The 18,381-nt window shown below is 59.8% G+C and carries 18 protein-coding genes and 1 tRNA gene; 12 read left to right on the forward strand and 7 right to left on the reverse strand.

Annotated elements, in window-relative coordinates; translation table 11 throughout:
* Window positions 1–208: 208 nt before the first annotated feature.
* From K9B32_RS03935 to K9B32_RS03945, 3 genes are read right to left on the reverse strand one after another with little or no spacing between them, the layout of a single operon-like run.
* Window positions 209–1,366: a M20 aminoacylase family protein gene (locus tag K9B32_RS03935; RefSeq protein ID WP_224560610.1), complete on the reverse strand. Its 1,158-nt coding sequence runs from the start codon at window positions 1,364–1,366 to the stop codon at window positions 209–211.
* A gap of 4 nt (window positions 1,367–1,370) precedes the next feature.
* Window positions 1,371–2,615 (reverse strand): Zn-dependent hydrolase, encoded by a 1,245-nt coding sequence (locus K9B32_RS03940; RefSeq protein ID WP_224560611.1) that lies wholly within the window; start codon window positions 2,613–2,615, stop codon window positions 1,371–1,373.
* On the reverse strand, window positions 2,612–3,820 hold the full coding sequence (locus tag K9B32_RS03945; protein ID WP_224560612.1) for a diaminopropionate ammonia-lyase: 1,209 nt from the start codon (window positions 3,818–3,820) through the stop codon (window positions 2,612–2,614). Before K9B32_RS03945 ends, K9B32_RS03940 begins: the two co-directional genes overlap by 4 nt.
* Before the next feature lie 103 nt (window positions 3,821–3,923).
* Between K9B32_RS03945 and K9B32_RS03950 the strand changes: the two genes are divergently transcribed.
* The 3 genes from K9B32_RS03950 (at window position 3,924) to K9B32_RS03960 (ending at window position 6,066) form a co-directional block, all read left to right on the forward strand.
* Window positions 3,924–4,406, forward strand: a complete 483-nt coding sequence (locus K9B32_RS03950) for an Lrp/AsnC family transcriptional regulator (RefSeq protein ID WP_224560839.1) — start codon at window positions 3,924–3,926, stop codon at window positions 4,404–4,406.
* A gap of 495 nt (window positions 4,407–4,901) precedes the next feature.
* Entirely contained in the window at window positions 4,902–5,294 is a 393-nt protein-coding gene (locus K9B32_RS03955; RefSeq protein WP_224560613.1) for a hypothetical protein, read from the forward strand.
* A gap of 508 nt (window positions 5,295–5,802) precedes the next feature.
* Window positions 5,803–6,066 carry a hypothetical protein gene (locus K9B32_RS03960; RefSeq protein ID WP_007799367.1) on the forward strand — a complete coding sequence of 88 codons (264 nt, stop codon included), beginning with the start codon at window positions 5,803–5,805 and terminating at the stop codon, window positions 6,064–6,066.
* A gap of 920 nt (window positions 6,067–6,986) precedes the next feature.
* Here K9B32_RS03960 and K9B32_RS03965 read toward each other — a convergent pair.
* Window positions 6,987–7,060, reverse strand: a tRNA-Gln gene (locus K9B32_RS03965).
* Complete coding sequence (locus K9B32_RS03970) at window positions 7,040–7,282, reverse strand: hypothetical protein (RefSeq protein WP_224560615.1); 243 nt, start codon at window positions 7,280–7,282, stop codon at window positions 7,040–7,042. The genes K9B32_RS03965 and K9B32_RS03970 overlap by 21 nt, the downstream gene beginning before the upstream one ends.
* A 35-nt stretch (window positions 7,283–7,317) precedes the next feature.
* Between K9B32_RS03970 and K9B32_RS03975 the strand changes: the two genes are divergently transcribed.
* The 3 genes from K9B32_RS03975 to K9B32_RS03985 are packed head-to-tail and all read left to right on the forward strand — an operon-like array spanning window position 7,318 to window position 10,033.
* Complete coding sequence (locus K9B32_RS03975; RefSeq protein ID WP_224560616.1) at window positions 7,318–8,862, forward strand: Ppx/GppA phosphatase family protein; 1,545 nt, start codon at window positions 7,318–7,320, stop codon at window positions 8,860–8,862.
* Between the two features lie 9 nt (window positions 8,863–8,871).
* Window positions 8,872–9,591, forward strand: a complete 720-nt coding sequence (locus K9B32_RS03980) for an RlmE family RNA methyltransferase (protein ID WP_007799307.1) — start codon at window positions 8,872–8,874, stop codon at window positions 9,589–9,591.
* A 58-nt stretch (window positions 9,592–9,649) separates the two neighbouring features.
* Complete coding sequence (locus K9B32_RS03985) at window positions 9,650–10,033, forward strand: VOC family protein (RefSeq protein ID WP_224560617.1); 384 nt, start codon at window positions 9,650–9,652, stop codon at window positions 10,031–10,033.
* A 2-nt stretch (window positions 10,034–10,035) separates the two neighbouring features.
* Here K9B32_RS03985 and K9B32_RS03990 read toward each other — a convergent pair whose 3' ends face one another.
* Window positions 10,036–11,460: a DHA2 family efflux MFS transporter permease subunit gene (locus tag K9B32_RS03990; protein ID WP_224560618.1), complete on the reverse strand. Its 1,425-nt coding sequence runs from the start codon at window positions 11,458–11,460 to the stop codon at window positions 10,036–10,038.
* Between the two features lie 254 nt (window positions 11,461–11,714).
* On the opposite strand from K9B32_RS03990, the gene K9B32_RS03995 reads away from it, so the two are divergent.
* The 5 genes from K9B32_RS03995 to K9B32_RS04015 all read left to right on the forward strand — a co-directional run bounded on the left by K9B32_RS03995 (window position 11,715) and on the right by K9B32_RS04015 (window position 16,467).
* On the forward strand, window positions 11,715–12,707 hold the full coding sequence (locus K9B32_RS03995) for an MBL fold metallo-hydrolase (RefSeq protein ID WP_224560619.1): 993 nt from the start codon (window positions 11,715–11,717) through the stop codon (window positions 12,705–12,707).
* A gap of 177 nt (window positions 12,708–12,884) precedes the next feature.
* Window positions 12,885–14,369, forward strand: a complete 1,485-nt coding sequence (gene guaB / locus K9B32_RS04000) for an IMP dehydrogenase (protein ID WP_224560625.1) — start codon at window positions 12,885–12,887, stop codon at window positions 14,367–14,369.
* 2 nt (window positions 14,370–14,371) lie between these two features.
* On the forward strand, window positions 14,372–14,932 hold the full coding sequence (locus K9B32_RS04005; protein WP_224560626.1) for a hypothetical protein: 561 nt from the start codon (window positions 14,372–14,374) through the stop codon (window positions 14,930–14,932).
* A gap of 138 nt (window positions 14,933–15,070) precedes the next feature.
* Complete coding sequence (locus K9B32_RS04010) at window positions 15,071–15,493, forward strand: MAPEG family protein (protein ID WP_224560627.1); 423 nt, start codon at window positions 15,071–15,073, stop codon at window positions 15,491–15,493.
* Between the two features lie 98 nt (window positions 15,494–15,591).
* Complete coding sequence (locus K9B32_RS04015; RefSeq protein ID WP_224560628.1) at window positions 15,592–16,467, forward strand: dienelactone hydrolase family protein; 876 nt, start codon at window positions 15,592–15,594, stop codon at window positions 16,465–16,467.
* Here the strand turns inward: K9B32_RS04015 and K9B32_RS04020 are convergent, their stop codons facing one another.
* Entirely contained in the window at window positions 16,468–17,373 is a 906-nt protein-coding gene (locus K9B32_RS04020; protein ID WP_007799291.1) for a hydrogen peroxide-inducible genes activator, read from the reverse strand.
* A gap of 374 nt (window positions 17,374–17,747) precedes the next feature.
* Here K9B32_RS04020 and K9B32_RS04025 point away from each other — a divergent pair, with 374 nt between their 5' ends.
* A complete protein-coding gene (locus tag K9B32_RS04025; RefSeq protein ID WP_224560629.1) occupies window positions 17,748–18,380 on the forward strand; it encodes a TetR family transcriptional regulator in 633 nt (210 codons plus the stop codon).
* Window position 18,381: the final 1 nt, after the last annotated feature.

The following is an 18,381-nucleotide window of genomic DNA, read 5'->3' on the forward strand; positions in this document are numbered from 1 at the left end:
TGGCTAGGAGCCTTGGTTCTCACATCATTTCAAAGATTTAGAGAAATAACCTTGAAATTCCCTCTGTTTTTCCGCCGCGAGCGACCGTGGATGCCAGCTTTGTGCCCCGGCTTTGGGCCTCAGTCAACACAGGGGACGAGCGGGCAATTATTCCCGCTACACTGCAATATCGCGAAACTCTCCACCCTGACGGACCCGCGGTGTGAGTTCAATTGGCCGGAAGTCGTCGACGCGCGATTCCTACGTGGAAGCGCATGCCGTGGACGAGGCCCTCGTCGTTGAAGTCGTAGCTCGGGTTATGAAGTGGAGCCGACTCCTTCCCATTACCGAGGAAGACGAAGCATCCAGGGACACGGCTGAGGAACTGCGCGAAGTCTTCCGATGCGGTCATGGGCTTCGAGGCGGTCCGCACCTGTGGTGCCCCGAAAAGCTCTGTTGCAACGGCCATGGCCTCATCGGTCAAGGCGGCGTCGTTCAGCAGGGGAACGAATTCCCGGGTATAGTGGACATCCGCTTCGATATTGAAGGCGAGTGCAGTCCCTTCCGTGATCACCCGCATTTGTTTTTCGATACGCTCGCTGACCTCGCTTTTGAAGCTGCGGCAGTCGCCCAGGATTTGCGCCGTACCGGGCAGGGCATTTCTGGTGCCGTTGGTGATCAGCTCGGTCACGGAGACGACGCCGATGTCGGCGGGGTCGATGCGCCTTGCGACGATCGTCTGGAGGTTCGTCACCAGAGCGCATGCTGCCACCAGCACCTCATTGCCCCAATGCGGACGTGCGGCATGGCCACCCACGCCCCTCAAAGTGATCTCGAAATTGTCTTCGGCCGACATGAAGGCTCCGGCCTTGGTCTCAAAGTTGCCGACCGGAAGTCCCGGCATGTTGTGGATGCCATAAATTTCATCGAAGGGATGTTTTTCGAACAGGCCGTCCGACATCATCGACAGTGCGCCTTTGCCCCATTCCTCGGCAGGTTGGAAAACGAACCGGACGATGCCGTTGAAACCACCTTCCTCGGCGAGCAGCTTTGCGGCGCCCAATAGCATCGCGGCATGACCGTCGTGACCGCAGGCGTGCATGACACCGTCGTTCCGGGATTTGTAGTCCGGCGCGCCCTCTTCGGTGATCCGCAGTGCGTCGATGTCGGCGCGCAGGGCGATTGCGCGATTACCGGTACCGCGCCTGAGAGTTCCCACCACGCCTGTGCCGCCGACGCCCTCGGTGACGTCATCGAGGCCGAACTCCCTCAGTTTGTTGGCGACGAAAGCGGATGTCGCCCTCTCCTCGAAGCCGAATTCGGGATTGGCATGCAGGTGCCTGCGCCATCGGGTCATTTCCGCGTGAAGTGTCTTGATGTCGGTCATCGCGTCAATCCTCCGACGCGGTGAGCTTGCGGACCACGTCAAGCAAGATGTTGGCACCCGCAATCAGATCGGCGTCGGGCGTGTGTTCTTTCGGATTGTGGCTGATGCCTGCGATGCTTGGCACGAAGATCATCGCCGACGGCGCGATCCGCGCGATCATCTGGGCGTCGTGTCCTGCTCCGGATGTCATCCGCCTGGATTTCAATCCGCGCGCGGCCGCGGCCACCTCAACAGCAGCCACGATGTTGCTGTTGAATGCCACGGGTTTGAACCTCGCCAGACGTTCCGTGGAGATCGTGACCTGCTCTTCCGCTGCCAACTTGTTGAGATACTCGGCAAGGGCGGATTCCTCGGCCAAGAGACGATCCTCGTCCGGATCGCGGAGGTCGACGGTAAACGTCGCCTTCGATGGAATCACGTTGATCGCGTTTGGTTCGAACTCCATGCGGCCGACCGTCGCCACTGTCGGCGTGATCGACGCCTTCGCCCGTTCGCGCAGGAAGGTAATGACACGCGCCGCAGCCAGTCCTGCATCCCGGCGCATCGAGATCGGAGTCGTGCCCGCGTGGTTGGCGTCACCTTCGATCGTCACCTTCTGCCAGGAAATACCTTGGAGGTTCTCGACGGCTCCGACCGCAACACCTTCGCGCTCGAGCAGCGGTCCTTGTTCGATGTGCAGTTCTACATAGGCGTGAGGCTGCATGAAGCCCGGCTCATGCGTTCCCGCATAACCGATCCTGGCGAGCTCGTCCCCAAGGACTGAACCGTCTGTGCCAACAGTGGCAAGTGCTTCATCGACATCAAGTCCCCCCGAATAGACGAGAGAACCCATCATGTCGGGTGCGTAGCGAACGCCTTCCTCATTGGTGAATGCGCCGACCACGATCGGGCGGACGGGATCGAACCCGCCTGTCTTTAAGGTCTCGATTACTTCAAGTCCGGAAAGGACGCCATAGCATCCGTCGAAAATGCCGGCATTGATGACCGTGTCGATATGCGACCCCATCATCAAGGGCTTCGTAGAGCCGGCCGCCCCCGACGGCGTCCAGATGCCGAAGACGTTGCCGATGCGGTCCACTGCGACCTCAAGTCCGGCCTCCCGCATCCAAGAGGTTAAGCAATCCCGACCGAGCTTGTCGGTGTCGGACGCGGCAAGCCTGATCAGACGCCCATTATCGTCTCTTCCGATTGAACCCAGTTCGAGGAGACGTCCGAGCAGACGCTTTGCATTCACCGATGATCCAGTCATGCCACTGCCTCCGCATTCCTCGACAAAACGGTGCCGGGAGCTTCCCCTACAATTTCCTCATATTTGACAGGGTCGGTCGCGCCCTCTGTGTTGATCACGAGAACCCGCGAATGCGGACCAAGCTGCAAGGCGGCCTTGCTCGCCGGATCGCCGATTGCCTTGATCAACCCTGCCAGGCCTACGCCTCCGCTTTCACCTGCCACCACCGCCGGATCGCCCGCGGTTGGATACGCCAGTTTCCTCATCACGGTGATGGCGTCATCCTCGTCTACAGTCATGAAGGCGTCGGCCACGCGCGAGAGGATACGCCAGGCCACCAATGAGGGTTCGTAACACTCCAGCATCGCCATGACCGTCGGCTCGCCATGGGGGATGATCACAGGATGCCCCGCCTTGGCGGTTTCGACGATGCAAGCGGCTCGGCTCGGATCAACGACGGTGAACACCGGTCGTTCGTCACCCAGGACGATGGCGAGATGGCCGGCGGCGGCCGCGGCAATACCGCCGACGCCAGACTGAACGAACACGTGTGTCGGAGGCTCCGGCATCTTCCTGAGCGCCTCCTGGATGATCGCGGTGTAGCCCTGCATCACAAGGCCGGGAATACGCTCATAGCCGGGCCATGACGTGTCTGACACGATCGTCCATCCGCGTTCGCCAGCGACCTTGGATGCTTCTCTCACGGAGTCGTCGTAAGTGCCCTCCACCCGGATCATGTCCGCGCCGAACTGGGCTATCGCCGCGACCCGTTCGTCGCTGACACCGGAGTGCACAATGATGGCTGCCTTCGCGCCGACAAGCTGAGCGCCCTGTGCGACGGAACGTCCATGGTTGCCGTCTGTGGCGCAGGCGACCGTCATGGTTTGCGTGATTGCGGCGACGTCAGGCGTGTGAAGTTCCGACACGTCGACCTGCCGGGACAATCGCCTGCTGGCCTCTTCGAGGACGAGCCGGATCACGGCGTATGATCCGCCGAGCGCCTTGAAGCTGCCGAGACCGAGCCGGAATCCTTCGTCCTTCAGGTGGATGCTGGAGACGCCGAGCTCGTGAGCGAGCGCGGACAGGGACACGAGAGGCGTCTCCGCGTTGTTTTCCCGGTAGGAGAGGAACCGCTGAACCTCTGTCACGGCTTCTACGCCAAGCGTTTCCGAGTCACGCGGATCGAGCGGAGTCTTGTATGCAGCATTCAAATTTTTGAGAAACATGATGGAGCTCGCTAAGTTCGAGGGGAAATATATTGCATCTCACACGCAGAGTGCGCTGTATCTTAGGGATAAGTTTGCAAGTTTGTTTCGTTTGGAGGTCCAAATGGGTGAGACTGCGCGCCGGGTGGCATTGGATGATTTCGACCGGCAGATCCTCGCCATCCTGCAAAAGGACAACATGACGCCGCAACGGACGATCGGGGAGGCGGTGAACCTGTCCGCTCCCGCGGTCCAGCGCCGGATGAAGAGGATGGCGGAGGCCGGCGTGATCCAAGCGAACGTCGCGATCGTTGATCCCGCCGCGCTCGGCCATCCGATCACCATCTTCGTCGAGGTCGAAGTCATCAGTGAAACGGCGGAGCAGATCGAAAATGCGAAGCGCGAGTTCGCCGCCACTCCCGAGATCCAACAATGCTACTACGTGACGGGCGAGGCGGATTTCGTTCTGGTCATTGTCGTACCTTCAATGACTGCGTACGAGGCCCTGACCAAGCAGCTCTTCTTTGGAAACAACAACGTCAAACGGTTCCGCACTTTTGTAGCGATGGACCGTATCAAGGCTGGCCTCGAAGTCCCTGTGCTGTAAACCCAGCTTGGACCGGCTGGAAAAAGATGGCTTAACTGTCGCGCTATATCGTTGAGCGCTTGAGGCGGTGTGGCGGAGAAGTTGGAATGTCCTCTTTTGTGCAAAGTTAAAATTTCACGTCCGGCTGCTTCAGCCAGTTAGATATGCGACATTCGGGATCTCCAACCGCTCCATGGAATCGTTTGAGCCCCTCTGGCAGCGCAGCTCGGGATAGAAGAGCAAAACGGGACCGCTGACACTGAACCGATGGCCGCAGCCATCGCGACGCCGGATGAAGCCTCGGGGCATCGTCGGCGCCATACCCGAAATCAAAATCCCGCAATCTTGTCCCTAAGCGTCACGAACTATGGCTCCGACAACCTGCACAAGAAGATTAGCGCCTTTACAATAGATCGCTTATCCGCAATCTTTGCCCGGTGGATTAACAAACAAGCAATCAGTACGAAAGAAGACGCGCACGCCAACGGTCACCCAGAGCCAGTAGGAGATCGAAGCATGAGACAGAAGAACGTTCGGATCTATCGAAATCCAGACCGGGGCGAGTCCGTCAAGGTTACCTGGGGGGAGGGCAGTGAGAACGACTATTCTGACGTTGACGCGGCCGCGACCGCCCTTGGCTGTTCGACAGAATGGTTGGAGCAAAACCTGAAGGCTAGCTTTCTCACGAGCGTTGGCATATCGGAACTCGACCTATATTGGGACGACTCGATGTGGCGTTCCGACACAGCAGGCAGGAATTTCAGTATAAAAGACCGCGTCAGTTTGTTTGGTGAGATTACTGCCGTGGATGACGAAAAGGGGGAGGTTACCATTCGGATCAATGGCGTTCCTGTGGCTGTCACCTTGTCGAACGAGAACGTTGTTCTTCTCGCAAGGAATGAGGCGTGATGAGCGGGAGCGCTAATTCGTCTCCTTTTCAACGTTGGTCACACATTTGATCTCCATTCAGATCCGGAGGCACGACCGAGCTCGCCGGATCGTAGTTGAAAAGTTCAAGTGCATTCTTCGAGAAGTCCGCCAAGGATTGCCGCAGAAACTGCAAATCGGTTGAAATTTCATGATTCCTCGACTTTTGAGGGAGATAGCCAGAGCATTCCCGATTCTGTCAATTGGGAACGGTGACCATTATCCGGTCCGGAAGGCTCCTAGGGGTTAATCACGCGAGTGGCTCGCTCGGAGCCTTCCAGTGTCCGATGGGTTTGGGACAGCACAAATTATGCAAGACATGGCCGGCTTGAACAGTCGGACAAAGGTCGTGAAGGCGCCCGAGCCGAAGTCCGATCAATCTCGGACTTAGGTCCGATGTTCAGAAACAACGCTAATGACGTATTAAGCATCCGAGGCGTGAGACACAGCCTTGCCAATGACTATGCGTAAACCGGAATGGGAATGAAACATGAAAAAGCTCGCTATCGCAGCGCTAGCCTTCGCGACTGCGTTGTCAGCGTCGCCGGCATTCTCTCAGATCTACTTTGAGTATGGCGCAGGACCTCGCTACTACGATGATCCACCAGCGCCACGGTACTATCGCTACTCGCCACGCTACGCATACGATGACGACGATGACGACTATCGCTATGGCCAACGGTGCTGGACACAGAAATACTACAGATACCGCTATGGCCATCGGGTGGTGCGATATAGGAACGTTTGCGACTAGCGCGCGCTGGCCCGCCTCCGATCAGTTCATCGGCGGTTCGGGGTCAGGATCGATCTCCACGATATTGTCCGGCGTGTCGTTCTTTGGCGAACCGACCTTGCGGTCAATGGGCGATGCCAACGTTTCCTTGACGTCGCCATTCGCTATGCAAACGGTCCATTTATTCTCGAAAGGATTACAGTCAGTCCACTCGCCTCTGAGTCCATCAGAGAAGCGTGTGGTGGCGGGCGGCAGTAGATAAATCTCGTGTTGGAACTCGTCTGATGTTCGCGAGAACAGTGCCATGTCTTTTGGAGCGCCGGCCGCGACAAAAGCCCCTCGAAGTGCTCAAATATCCGCTCTGCATTTCCCGGGAATTTGGTTATCAGCTGCTCCGTCCTGTCGCTTTCCAACCCCCTCATATTTGCGGCCCGACGCGCCTGGAGCGGCGCCGGATCCAATAGGACCAAACTGCCTCATTTCAAGCATCGCTTCGCAGGATGCCCCAGCGAGCAATACCGGTTGCTCCGTGTCATGTACGCCTTGCCGGTGGATCTCGATGATGATCGACGCCAGATGAGCTGTGGTGTTGTGATCGTTGATCGCGTGCTTTTCCGTGATTGATGCGCTGCAACACCTCATCGCAGACGGTCAAATCCTCCGATGTGAGGGGTTCATCACGTTGTCGCATTTTACCTTCCTCGTCATTCGTCCGGCAGGCGCTGTCGGCCGAATCCCATCAAGATGTTCGATCACCGCGCTTCGCAAGGCAATCTGCCAGTCATCTTGCATGTTGCATTCCATGTTGCATGGAGTAGCCGCTACCTCTTTGAAATGCCTGAAAACCAAGGGCAATAGGTTGCAACATGATGCGACATGACAATGAGACAAGTCTGCCTGATCGCAATTAGTATCTACCGGGAATCATTGATGAAATTGATTGGCTGGGGAACCTGGATTCGAACCAAGATCGACGGAGTCAGAGTCCGCTGTTCTACCATTGAACTATTCCCCAGCAGGTGCGGCGCTCGAAGCGGCTTCGCTGGTGTGCGGCGCTTATAAACAAAAGATCGAGGATTGCAAATACCTGTTTCGAAAAAAAATCCACCGTGACGTTCGGATGGTTTTTGGTGCCATCTGCGAGGTCTAATATCCCGCCTGCCAAAAAGAATTTGGCGATTTCGCCGTGCGCTGGTATCTTCGCGCCAACGCAAAATCGAATGAGCGCCTGCTGCATACCTTTGGACTTGCGCGGCGCGGTGGAAAAAGAACGTGGAAGACCCCGAAGGCGGCTCAAGGCCGCAAGGTAACGGGGCGTCGGCGGCAGGGCGCAGGGATGGCAAGAAATCCAGGCGCCGCAAGGGCAAGCGTGGCGGGCAATCCCGCAATGCGAACCAGTCCGCTCAGCATGTCCTCTCCGGCGATACCGGAGAGGCGGCGCGCCCAATTGAAGCCGGCAACGCGGCGCGCAAGCGAAAGCGTCGCCGTCGTGGCGCGGGCGCTTCAGGCGAAGCGGTGCAGCAGCCGCAACGGGCAAGCAACGAAATCTCCGCAACCGCAGGACGCGCCGTTCCCGGCGACAGCGAATCGGTGCCGAGCCGACGCAATCGCCGCAAGCATCGCGGCAAGCGCGGCCTTCAGGGGCGTCCGCTGGCTCACGAAAAGCCGCCGGTCGGACACACGGTCCAGCCGCAGCAACCAGTGCCGGCCGGACGGAACGGACCTGCGGAATCGCGAACCGGCCAGAACGACAATCGTACGGCACGCCAATCCGACGGCGGGCAGCGCAGCCCGGGCGAACACCCGTGGCCGGACGAGCTCTACGCCGCTCTCGATCTCGGCACCAACAATTGCCGTCTGCTGATCGCCCAGCCGACGCGACCGGGCCAGTTTCGCGTCGTTGACGCCTTCTCCCGGATCGTGCGTCTTGGCGAGGGGCTGGCGGCAAGCGGTCGCCTCTCCGACGATGCGATGGATCGAGCCGTCGATGCGCTGCGCGTCTGCGCTTCAAAGCTGAAGAACCGTGATATCCGTCGTATGCGGCTGATTGCGACCGAGGCCTGCCGGCAGGCGAGCAATGGGGCGCAGTTTCTCGAGCGCGTCGTTGCCGAGACCGGCCTCGATCTCGAGATCATCGACCGGGAAACCGAAGCACGGCTTGCAGTCTCCGGCTGCTCGTCGCTCGTCGGGCGCGAGACGCGCTCGGTGGTTCTCTTCGATATCGGCGGCGGCTCCTCGGAAATCGCGGTCATCCGCATCGGTGATAACCGCTTCAATCGCCTCGCCAACCACATCACGCACTGGACCTCCCTTCCGGTCGGCGTCGTCACGCTTTCGGAGCGCCATGGCGGACGTGATGTCACGCCGGATGTCTTCGAGGGCATGGTGGGGGAGGTGGAAGGCATGCTTGACCGCTTCGATTGCCCTGCGATCGACATCGGTCATGCGGATGATTTCCACCTCATCGGCACCTCTGGAACAGTGACGACGCTCGCCGGCGTTCATCTCGACCTGCCGCGATATGACAGGCGCAAGGTCGATGGCATCTGGCTTTCGGATGACGAGGTCTCGGCGATGCAGGCAAAGCTGCTGTCGTGGGATTTCGCAAGCCGCGCCGCCAATCCCTGCATTGGGCCGGATCGCGCCGATCTGGTGCTCGCAGGCTGCGCCATTCTCGAAGCGATCCGCCGTCGCTGGCCGAGCCCGCGCATGCGCGTTGCCGATCGCGGCTTGAGGGAAGGCCTGCTCACGGACATGATGGCCGACGACGGCGTGTGGCGGCGCCACCGCAACCGCCGCGGCCAGCGCGGCAAATAGGGGACAAGCATGGCGAAGCCAACCATTGCGGGTAACCGCACCGGCCGCAAACTCGGCCAGCGCGTTAAGAACAAGAAGATGAAGGCGTCGTCGCGGCAATGGCTGCAGCGTCACATCAACGATCCCTACGTGCAGCGCGCCCAGCTGGAAGGTTATCGCGCGCGCGCCGCCTTCAAGCTGCTCGAGATCGATGAGAAGCACAACATCCTGAAGGGTGCTCGTCGCATCATCGATCTTGGCGCTGCACCTGGAAGCTGGTCGCAGATCGCTGCCAAGGTCACCGGCTCGACCGATGAGGATATCCGTGTCGCGGCGATCGACTTTTTGGAGATGACTCAACTGCCGGGCGTGAAGATCCTGCAGCTGGACTTCCTCGATCCGTCAGCACCGGCTCAGTTGATCGAGGCCGTCGGCGGCACGCCGGATTTGGTAATCTCGGATATGGCGGCGCCCACCACCGGCCATCATCGCACCGACCATCTGCGCACCATGCACCTGTGCGAAGTAGCGGCCCACTTTGCTGTCGAAGTGTTAGGTGAGGGCGGTCACTTCCTGGCAAAGACGTTCCAGGGCGGCACGGAACGCGAGCTTCTCAACATGCTGAAGCGGCATTTCAAGCAGGTCGTTCACGTCAAGCCGGCGTCCTCGCGTGCGGAGTCGGTCGAAATGTTCCTGCTGGCGAAAGGCTTCAAGGGTCGCCAAGCGGAGCCCGACATTCCCGAAGCTTGATCTTTGGGTCGGTCTTGAGTGATGATCGGCCTCCCAAGACTTGGAATGCCCGGCTACCATGCTCCTCTACGTCACCCTCGGAACCAACGACATCGATCAGGCGAGGCGGTTCTACGACATCGTCCTGCCGCTGCTCGGTTACCGCCGCCAGCGCTACTCCGAAGAAGAAATTGGCTATGCCGCAGATGGGGATACCCGCTGCCGGCTGTGGATCGTAACCCCATTCAACCGCAGGCGAGCGTCGAGCGGAAATGGTTCGATGGTCGCGCTTCATGCCGAGCGCCGTGCTGACGTGGACGCATTCCACGCCGCAGCACTTGCCGCTGGCGGTGTCGATGAAGGCGCGCCAGGATTGCGACCGTTCCATGCCAATTTCTATGCTGCTTACGTCCGCGATCCGGATGGCAACAAGTTGAGCGCCGTCTGTGAGAACCCGGAATAGCCTTACTTCACGGCCTGTTGTTCCGCCTCGATCGTCGCTGGGGCGAGACGCTTTGCCCGGTGGCCGGAAACGAGCGCGCCGGCGCTCTTGTCCATCCGGATGAAGGGGATGGTTGCCACGACGGTCAGGATCGCGATGATATAGAAGGCAATGTGGAAGTCGGCCACCTGCAGCGCCTCGCCGCGGAAATAGATCGACGTCTCCAGGATCGCGGCGGCAACAGCAACTCCCAGTGCCAAGCTGATCTGCTGCATCACCGAACTCATCGACGTTGCCTGGCTCGCCTGCGCATCGTCGATGTCGGCGTATGCCAGGGCGTTGACGCCGGTAAAGAAGAACGACCGCGAAAAGCCGCCGATCAGAAGAATGGCGATGATGACGAGGTGCGGCGTCTGCGGCGTGAAGAAGCCGGTCGTGACCGTCACGATCGTCGTCACGCCTGCCGCCGAAAGCAGTGTGGTGCGGAAGCCGGCCGCCGCGAAGACGCGGCGAGCCATGAACTTGGTGGTGATGGCGCCGATCGCGCCGGCAAAGGTGATGAGACCCGACTGGAAGGGCGTCAGGCCGAAGCCGAGCTGCAGCATCAAAGGCGTCAGGAAGGGCATGGCGCCGATACAGATGCGAAACAGCGTGCCGCCGGTTGTCGATGCGCGGAAGGTCGGGTTTCGGAAGAGGTTCAGGTTTAGGATCGGCGCCGGATGTCGTTTGGCATGGCGCACGTAGAGAAAACCGCAGACGAGACCGATTGCCGTCGCCGTGATGCCGATAATGGGAGGCAACGCCGGCAGGCTGACGACGGAAAGGCCGAAGACGACGCCGGCGGCCGAAAACGACGTCAGCAGGAAGCCGATAAAATCCAGCTTCGGCGGCGCCGTCGCCTCCACCTCGGGCAGGAAGATCGTTGCGAGCCAGACGCCAATGATGCCAACCGGCACGTTGATTAGGAAGATCCAGTGCCAGGTGAAATAGGTGGTGATGAAGCCGCCGAGCGGCGGGCCGGCCAACGGTCCGACGAGCGCCGGAATGGTCAGTAGCGCCATTGCCGAGACAAGCTCGCTTCGTTTCGTCGTTCTCAGAAGCACGAGGCGACCGACCGGCGTCATCATCGCACCGCCCATGCCCTGCAGGAAGCGGGCGAAGACGAACTCGATCAGGCCCGACGAGATTGCGCAGAAGATCGAGCCAACGACGAAGACGCAGATGGCCAGGCGGAAAATGCGTTTGGCGCCGAACCGGTCCGCCATCCAGCCGCTGATCGGAATGAAGACCGCGAGCGACACCATGTAGGAGGTCAGCGCCAGCTTCAAGGTGATCGGCCCGACGTGAAGATCGTTGGCGATTGCTGGCAGGGCGGTCGATATGACGGTGGAGTCCATCTGCTCCATGAAGAGAGCGACGGCGAGGATCAGCGGGACGATGCGGTTCATACGCGAATGCCTTGAAGGTCTTGCGAAGGCGGCTCGGGAAGCCAGTGCTCTGTAGTCCTCGGAAAAGGCTCTGCCAACTTCTCTTTCTGCTTCTCAAGCACGTTTGCATCACGTCTGCGTGAGACGGCTTGCTCAGCAATTTCAACGGTCAGGATTGACATATGTTTGTTTCGACCAGCTGCAAGAAACGCGGCGGTCGGTTCGTCGTTGGGGGTGTGCGGTAAAGAGGTCGCACGTTATTGGAAGGATTGGATATGCCAGTACCGTCGGGGATGAAACGGCGCACTTTGTTTGCTGCGGGCATCGGCCTGCTGGCGGCGCCGATGATTTTGAGAGAGACAGCCGCAATGGCCGCAAGTGGAGAAAAGACCAAGATGGATGCGACGACGCAGCCCCGATTCAATCAATTCAAGCTCGGCTCTTATAAGTTTACTGTCTTCAAGGACGGGGCCACGATTGCCGAAAAGCCTTATGACACCTTCGGGACCAACCAGAAGCCAGAAACGGTCCAGGAGCTGCTCGCGAAGAATTTCCTGCCGACCGATAAATTCGTTAATACCTATGCCCCGACGCTGATCGATACCGGATCGGATGTCATCCTCGTCGACACCGGCTTTGGTGAAGGCGGCCGCGCCCGCGGTAGCGGCCAGCTTCGCGAGGGGCTCGAGGCTGCCGGCTATACGCCCGACGACATCACGCTGGTCGCGCTGACCCACTTGCATGGCGATCATATCGGCGGGCTGATGGAAGGTGGCGCTCCGGCTTTCAAGAATGCGCGTTATGTCATCGGCCAGATCGAATTTGATTTCTGGACCGATAAGGCCCGCGAGGGCACGCCTGCCGAAGGTGGCCACAAGGCGGTTCTCGCCAATGTGGTGCCCCTTGCAGAGAAAGCGACTTTCATCGGCGATGGCGGCAAAGTCGCAGGCGGTATCACCGCGATGCTGGCGCCGGGTCACACGCAGGGCCACATGGTTTTCCATGTCGAATCCGAGGGCAAGCGCCTCCTGGCGACGGGTGACACTGCCAATCACTATATTCTGTCGCTGCAGAAACCGGACTGGGAGGTTCGCTTCGATATGGACAAGGCGCAGGCAGCAGCCACGCGCCGCAAGGTGTTCGGCATGATCGCCGCCGACAAGGTTGCCTTCGTCGGCTACCACATGCCGTTCCCGGCCGTCGGCTTTGTCGAGACATACGAGGACGGCTATCGCTTCGTTCCAAAGACCTATCAGCTCGACCTGTGAGGTCGCTGCATGGCAGCCATACCAAGCCCGGCGGACACGTCGGACTTTTTGCTATTCCCTTCCTGTGATAGACGTGTTACCAGCCCTCGCCAACTTCCAACGCAACCCTTGCACACCGCCGGTGCGGACGATTCGTTCCGGGAGGCGTTGCATTTTCTTAATTGAAGGAAATTGGCCATGGCTCGCATCATAGAAACGCCCACCGGTTTGGACGCACTCACCTTCGATGACGTGCTCCTGCAGCCCGGTCATTCCGCCGTTTTGCCCGGTCAGACGAGCGTTGCAACACGCATCGCCACTGATTTCGAGCTGAACATCCCGATCATCTCTTCGGCCATGGATACCGTCACGGAAAGCCGCCTTGCCATCGCCATGGCGCAGGCCGGCGGTCTTGGCGTCATCCACAAGAACCTGACGCCGTCCGAACAGGCCGAGCAGGTCCGCCAGGTCAAGAAGTTCGAAAGCGGCATGGTCGTCAACCCTGTGACGATCGGCCCTGATGCGACGCTCGCCGATGCGCTGGGCCTGATGAAGACCTACAGCATCTCGGGCATTCCGGTCGTAGAAAAGTCCGGCCGTCTCGTCGGCATTCTGACCAACCGCGACGTCCGCTTCGCGTCGGATCCGAAGCAGAAGATCTACGAGTTGATGACGCGCGAGAACCTCGTCACCGTCAAGGAAAGCGTCGACCAGCAGGAAGCCAAGCGTCTGCTTCACGCGCATCGCATCGAGAAGCTGCTGGTGGTCGACGGCGAAGGTCGCTGCGTCGGTCTTATCACCGTCAAGGATATTGAAAAGTCGCAGCTGAACCCGAACGCATCTAAGGATGCGCAGGGCCGGCTTCGCGCCGCTGCTGCCGTTGGCGTCGGTGACGATGGTTTCGAGCGTGCCGAACGCTTGATCGAGGCAGGCGTCGATCTTCTGGTCGTCGATACTGCCCATGGCCATTCGCAAGGTGTTCTCGATGCCGTGACACGCGTAAAGAAGCTTTCCAACTCCGTGCGCGTCATGGCCGGCAACGTGGCGACATCGGAAGGCACCAAGGCATTGATCGATGCTGGTGCGGATGCCGTCAAGGTCGGTATCGGCCCGGGCTCGATCTGCACGACACGCATCGTCGCCGGTGTCGGCGTTCCCCAACTCGCCGCCATCATGTCGGCCGTCGAGGCAGCCCAGGCCCAGGACGTTCCCGTCATCGCGGACGGTGGCATCAAGTTCTCCGGCGATGTCGCCAAGGCGATCGCATCCGGCGCTTCCGCCGTCATGATCGGCTCGCTGCTCGCCGGTACCGATGAAAGCCCGGGCGAAGTCTATCTTTACCAGGGCCGTTCCTTCAAAGCCTACCGTGGCATGGGCTCGGTTGGCGCCATGGCGCGCGGCTCGGCAGACCGCTATTTCCAGGCGGAAGTGCGTGACACGCTGAAGCTCGTGCCTGAGGGCATCGAAGGCCAGGTTCCCTACAAGGGTCCGGTCTCCGGCGTACTGCACCAGCTCGCGGGTGGTCTCAAGGCGGCCATGGGTTATGTCGGCGGGAAGGATATCAAGGAGTTCCAGGAGCGCGCGACCTTCGTCCGCATCTCCGGCGCGGGCCTCCGCGAAAGCCATCCGCACGACGTCACGATCACCCGCGAAAGCCCCAACTATCCGAGCGCCGGCGGCTGAAAATGAATGCGGGCAGCCGTATTCCGCTCTGGATCATCGCGCTGCTCGCGGCCATCTGCCTCGGCGTGCTTGCGTGGACGACATTCGGCTTTGTCGTCCCCTTCAAGCATGAGACCGGGCAGGCGGTTCTCGATGTCTATTTTGCCGGTTACGACGAATTGACCGTCGGCCGCATGCAGCGGCTCCTCGGCGAAAACGAGATCGCCAACAATTTGCTGCGGGCGATGTATGCCGGTCCCGAGCTGATCTTCCCGGCGCTTCTGACTGCACTTCTACTGCTGGTGTTGATGAGGTTGAGGCCCAGCGGCTCTTACTTCAATCGCCCGATCCGTCCTTCCCTGGTCAAGCTCGTCTATGCGCTTCCCTTCATCTATGGCCTTGCCGACTACGGCGAGAACATCTCCAGCCTGGTTGCTTTCGGAGACAGCGCCTGGACGGATCAGGCCGCTGACCTATTGCCGTGGATGACGCCACTGAAGTTTGCGAGTCTAGCCATCTGTCTGATCGTCATTGCCCGTTTCGCCCTCGTGCGCGCGATGCATCGCGAACAGAGTGAGCGATAGTCTCACTGCGGCCGACGGCGGCATCGCTCAAGTCTGACGTAGCCGCGCCCGCCGCAGAACTGTGGCGGGCATTTGCGGCCTTGCTGTTTTTCCTCTACAGCACGGAAATCAAACGGAAAGCCGCAAGGAAGAGACAGCATGACCGGCTACGAAATGTTCTGGCCCGCAATCGCCCACGTAGCCCTCGTTTATTTCCTCTACATGCTTCTCGGTTATCGCCGCCGGATGTTGGTTCAGGCCGGAAAGGTGCACCGCTCGAACTACCGCGAAAATCGCGACGAGCCGCCGGAAGGCCTCGTCGTCAAGAATTGTCTCGCCAATCAGTTCGAGTTGCCGGTGCTCTTCTACGCGTCCTGCGTCCTCCTCTATATCACGGAGGCCGACAACCTCGTTGCCGTCGTCCTTGCCTGGGTCTTCGTGGCGCTGCGCTACCTGCACGCCTTCGTCCATGTCACCAGCAACAACCTCCGTTACCGTAGCCCGCTCTTTGCAGCCGGCTATGTGGTGCTCGGCGCCATGTGGCTGTGGCTTGCCGTCTGGATGGCCTTCCCGAACGGCTGAGCGACTTGAAGTAACGTAGTTTTGTACCTGCGTTACCGGCGGCTGACCTATCTTCCCCGGCAGGCGAAAGCCAACAAGTAGGGAGCAGGAGGACTCAAATGAGCAAGCCGGAAATCACGCAGGCGATGATTTGCGCTTACGACGAATACACGCATCTGACACTCGACCGCCGCAGCTTCATGGATAAGCTGACGAAACTGGCTGGCTCGGCTAGCGCCGCCGCGGTCATCGCGCCGATGCTTGCCGCCAATAAGGCGAGCGCGGAAATGATCGCCGCCGACGACAAACGGCTGGTCGCAAAAGATGTGACCTATCCCGGCGGTGCCGGCGAGATGAAGGGTTACCTGGTCGAGCCAAAGGATGCTTCAGGCAAACTCGGCGCGGTGATCGTGATCCACGAGAACCGCGGCCTCAACCCGCATATCCGTGATGTTGCGCGCCGCATGGCATTGGAAGGCTTCATCGCGCTAGCGCCGGATTTCCTTTCGCCCAATGGCGGCACCCCCGAGAACGAAGACAAGGCCCGCGAGATGTTCAGCGCGCTGGACCGGCCCGCCACGGTGGCGAACGCCGAGGCAACGCTCGCCTATCTGACCAAGCTCGACAATTCCAACGGCAAGGTCGGCGTGATCGGATTTTGCTGGGGTGGTGGGCTGGTAAACGACTTCGCCACTAAATCGCCGGAGCTGAAGGCCGGCGTCGCCTATTACGGGGCGCAGCCGCAGGCGGCCGACGTGCCGAACATCAAGGCTGCCTTGATGCTGCACTATGCCGGTCTCGACGACCGCATCAATGCCGGCATCGATGCCTACAAGAAGGCGCTGCAGGAGAACGGCAAGGACTTCCAGATCTTCGTTTATGACGGCGTCAACCACGCCTTCAACAACGATACGTCGTCGGCTCGCTATGACAAGAAGGCTGCAGATCTTGCCTGGAGCAGGACGGTTGAATTCCTGAAGAAGAACTTGGCCTGATCAGGCGGCCAATTCGTGCGGGGCGGGGGCGACAGCGATGATCGCCTCTGCGAGCGCCTCCATCTCCTTGCCACGATGATTGCTACGCCGCCAGGCGAGGCCGATCTCGCGCGACGGCTGCGGGTCGGCAAACGGGACGATGCGGATCGAATTGCGACTGGTCTCCGTCGGAATGGCCATTTCAGGAATGAGCGTCATGCCCATGTCGTGTGACACCATCTGCAGCAGCGTCGCCATCGACGTCGCGCCGAAGTTCACAAGGCTGCGCTTGCCGGCGCTGCAGACGGCGAGCGCCTGATCGCGTAGGCAATGTCCCTCCTCGAGCAGCAGGAGGCGGTCCACATTAACCTCATGCTCGGTCAGCGGTGACATCAGCACCGCCTCGCCGTTGTCGGCCACGGCCATGAAGAAGCGGTCGGTGAAGAGCGGCCGCGTCTGGATGCCTTCGATGTCGAGCGGCAACGCCGCGATCACGGCATCCAGTTTCCCTGTCAGAAGATCTGCCATCAGTCGATCGGTTACCGCCTCCCGTAGCTCCACCTCGACGCTGGGGTATGTCTTGCGCAGATGTGGAACGAACTGCGGGACGAGGTAAGGCGCGACGGTGGGAATAATTCCGATGCGGATCAGACCTTCAAGTGTTCCGCCGCCTTTTCGGGCCGTCTGCTCGAGCAGGTCGACTTGATGCAGGATGGCGCGGGCGTAGTGCAGCACCTCTTCGCCTTTCGGCGTCAGAATAGTATTCTGACGGGTGCGCTCGACGAGTTTGGCGCCGAGATACTCTTCCATCTCCATGATCTGGGTCGACAGCGCGGGCTGGCTGATGTGGACCATTTCGGCGGCGCGGCCAAAATGGCGCGTCGTTGCCAGCGCATCGAAGTAGCGCATCTGTCGAAGTGTCAGCATGATAATTTCTTCCAATCGAATCCCTTAATGAATACGACTGGAGATTATCGAAGGTCAATGGACAACCATTCCGGTGGTGCGGGGCGACAATCATCGATAGGCACACTTCAAGCGCGCCCACGCGGATGCTAATCGCGCGTGCGTCCAGGACGGCTATAAGATCGGCGCGATCAGTGCTGAGCCGGAGGCAGCTGAGTAAGTTCGCAGTCGGAAGCTGGCCAAATCGGGGCGTATCACCCCGATTTTTTTATACTTTCCCGATCCGGACAATCCGATCTATCTCGTTTACGAGTCGTGAAGACCTGCATGTCATATCGGCCAATGGCGCCGGCATGAACCACTCCGTCGCTTCAAATAGAACAAATGGGAACGACATGAAGGTCGGAAGTTTGGATCGTATTGGCCTCCGCCGGAAGCCGAAACAGGAACGCAGTATTCAGAGGCTCGACCTCATCTTGTCGGCTGCTGCAGCAATCATTGCCGAGAAGGGTGTGAGCGCCATGCGGATGACGGAACTGGCCGTCGCCGCCAAGGTGCCGATCGGCTCCGTCTATCAATATTTTCCCGAGAAGGCCGCGATTGTCAAAGCTCTCTTTGACCGCCAGGCATTGACGATCCAGACGCGGATAGCCGATGCCTTTGCGTCCGTGCACTCCGTCGACCATGCGCTCGAGGTACTCGCCGCCACGATTGACTGGCACTATGACGACTACCGCAACGATGCCGCCTATCTCGGTATCTGGATGGGCACTGAAACCGATCACGATCTGCTGCGCCTCAACATCGAGCACAGCAAGCGGATTGCGGACATTTTCCAGGATACCGTCCGCCGCGTCGCACCGGAACTCTCGGCAGCCGACATGCAGGCCCGTAGCTATCTGTTCAGCCACCTCCTAGGGGCCTCGATCCGCCTTGCCGTCGTCAGCGAGGACTCGCTTGCCAGACGCATTCTCGACGAGTGGAAGCGCGTGATCCGCAAGGCCTTCCTCTCGCCGGCTGCTGCGTGAC

Origin of the sequence: Rhizobium sp. 3T7, assembly GCF_020166565.1 — a bacterium.
Lineage (GTDB): Bacteria > Pseudomonadota > Alphaproteobacteria > Rhizobiales > Rhizobiaceae > Rhizobium.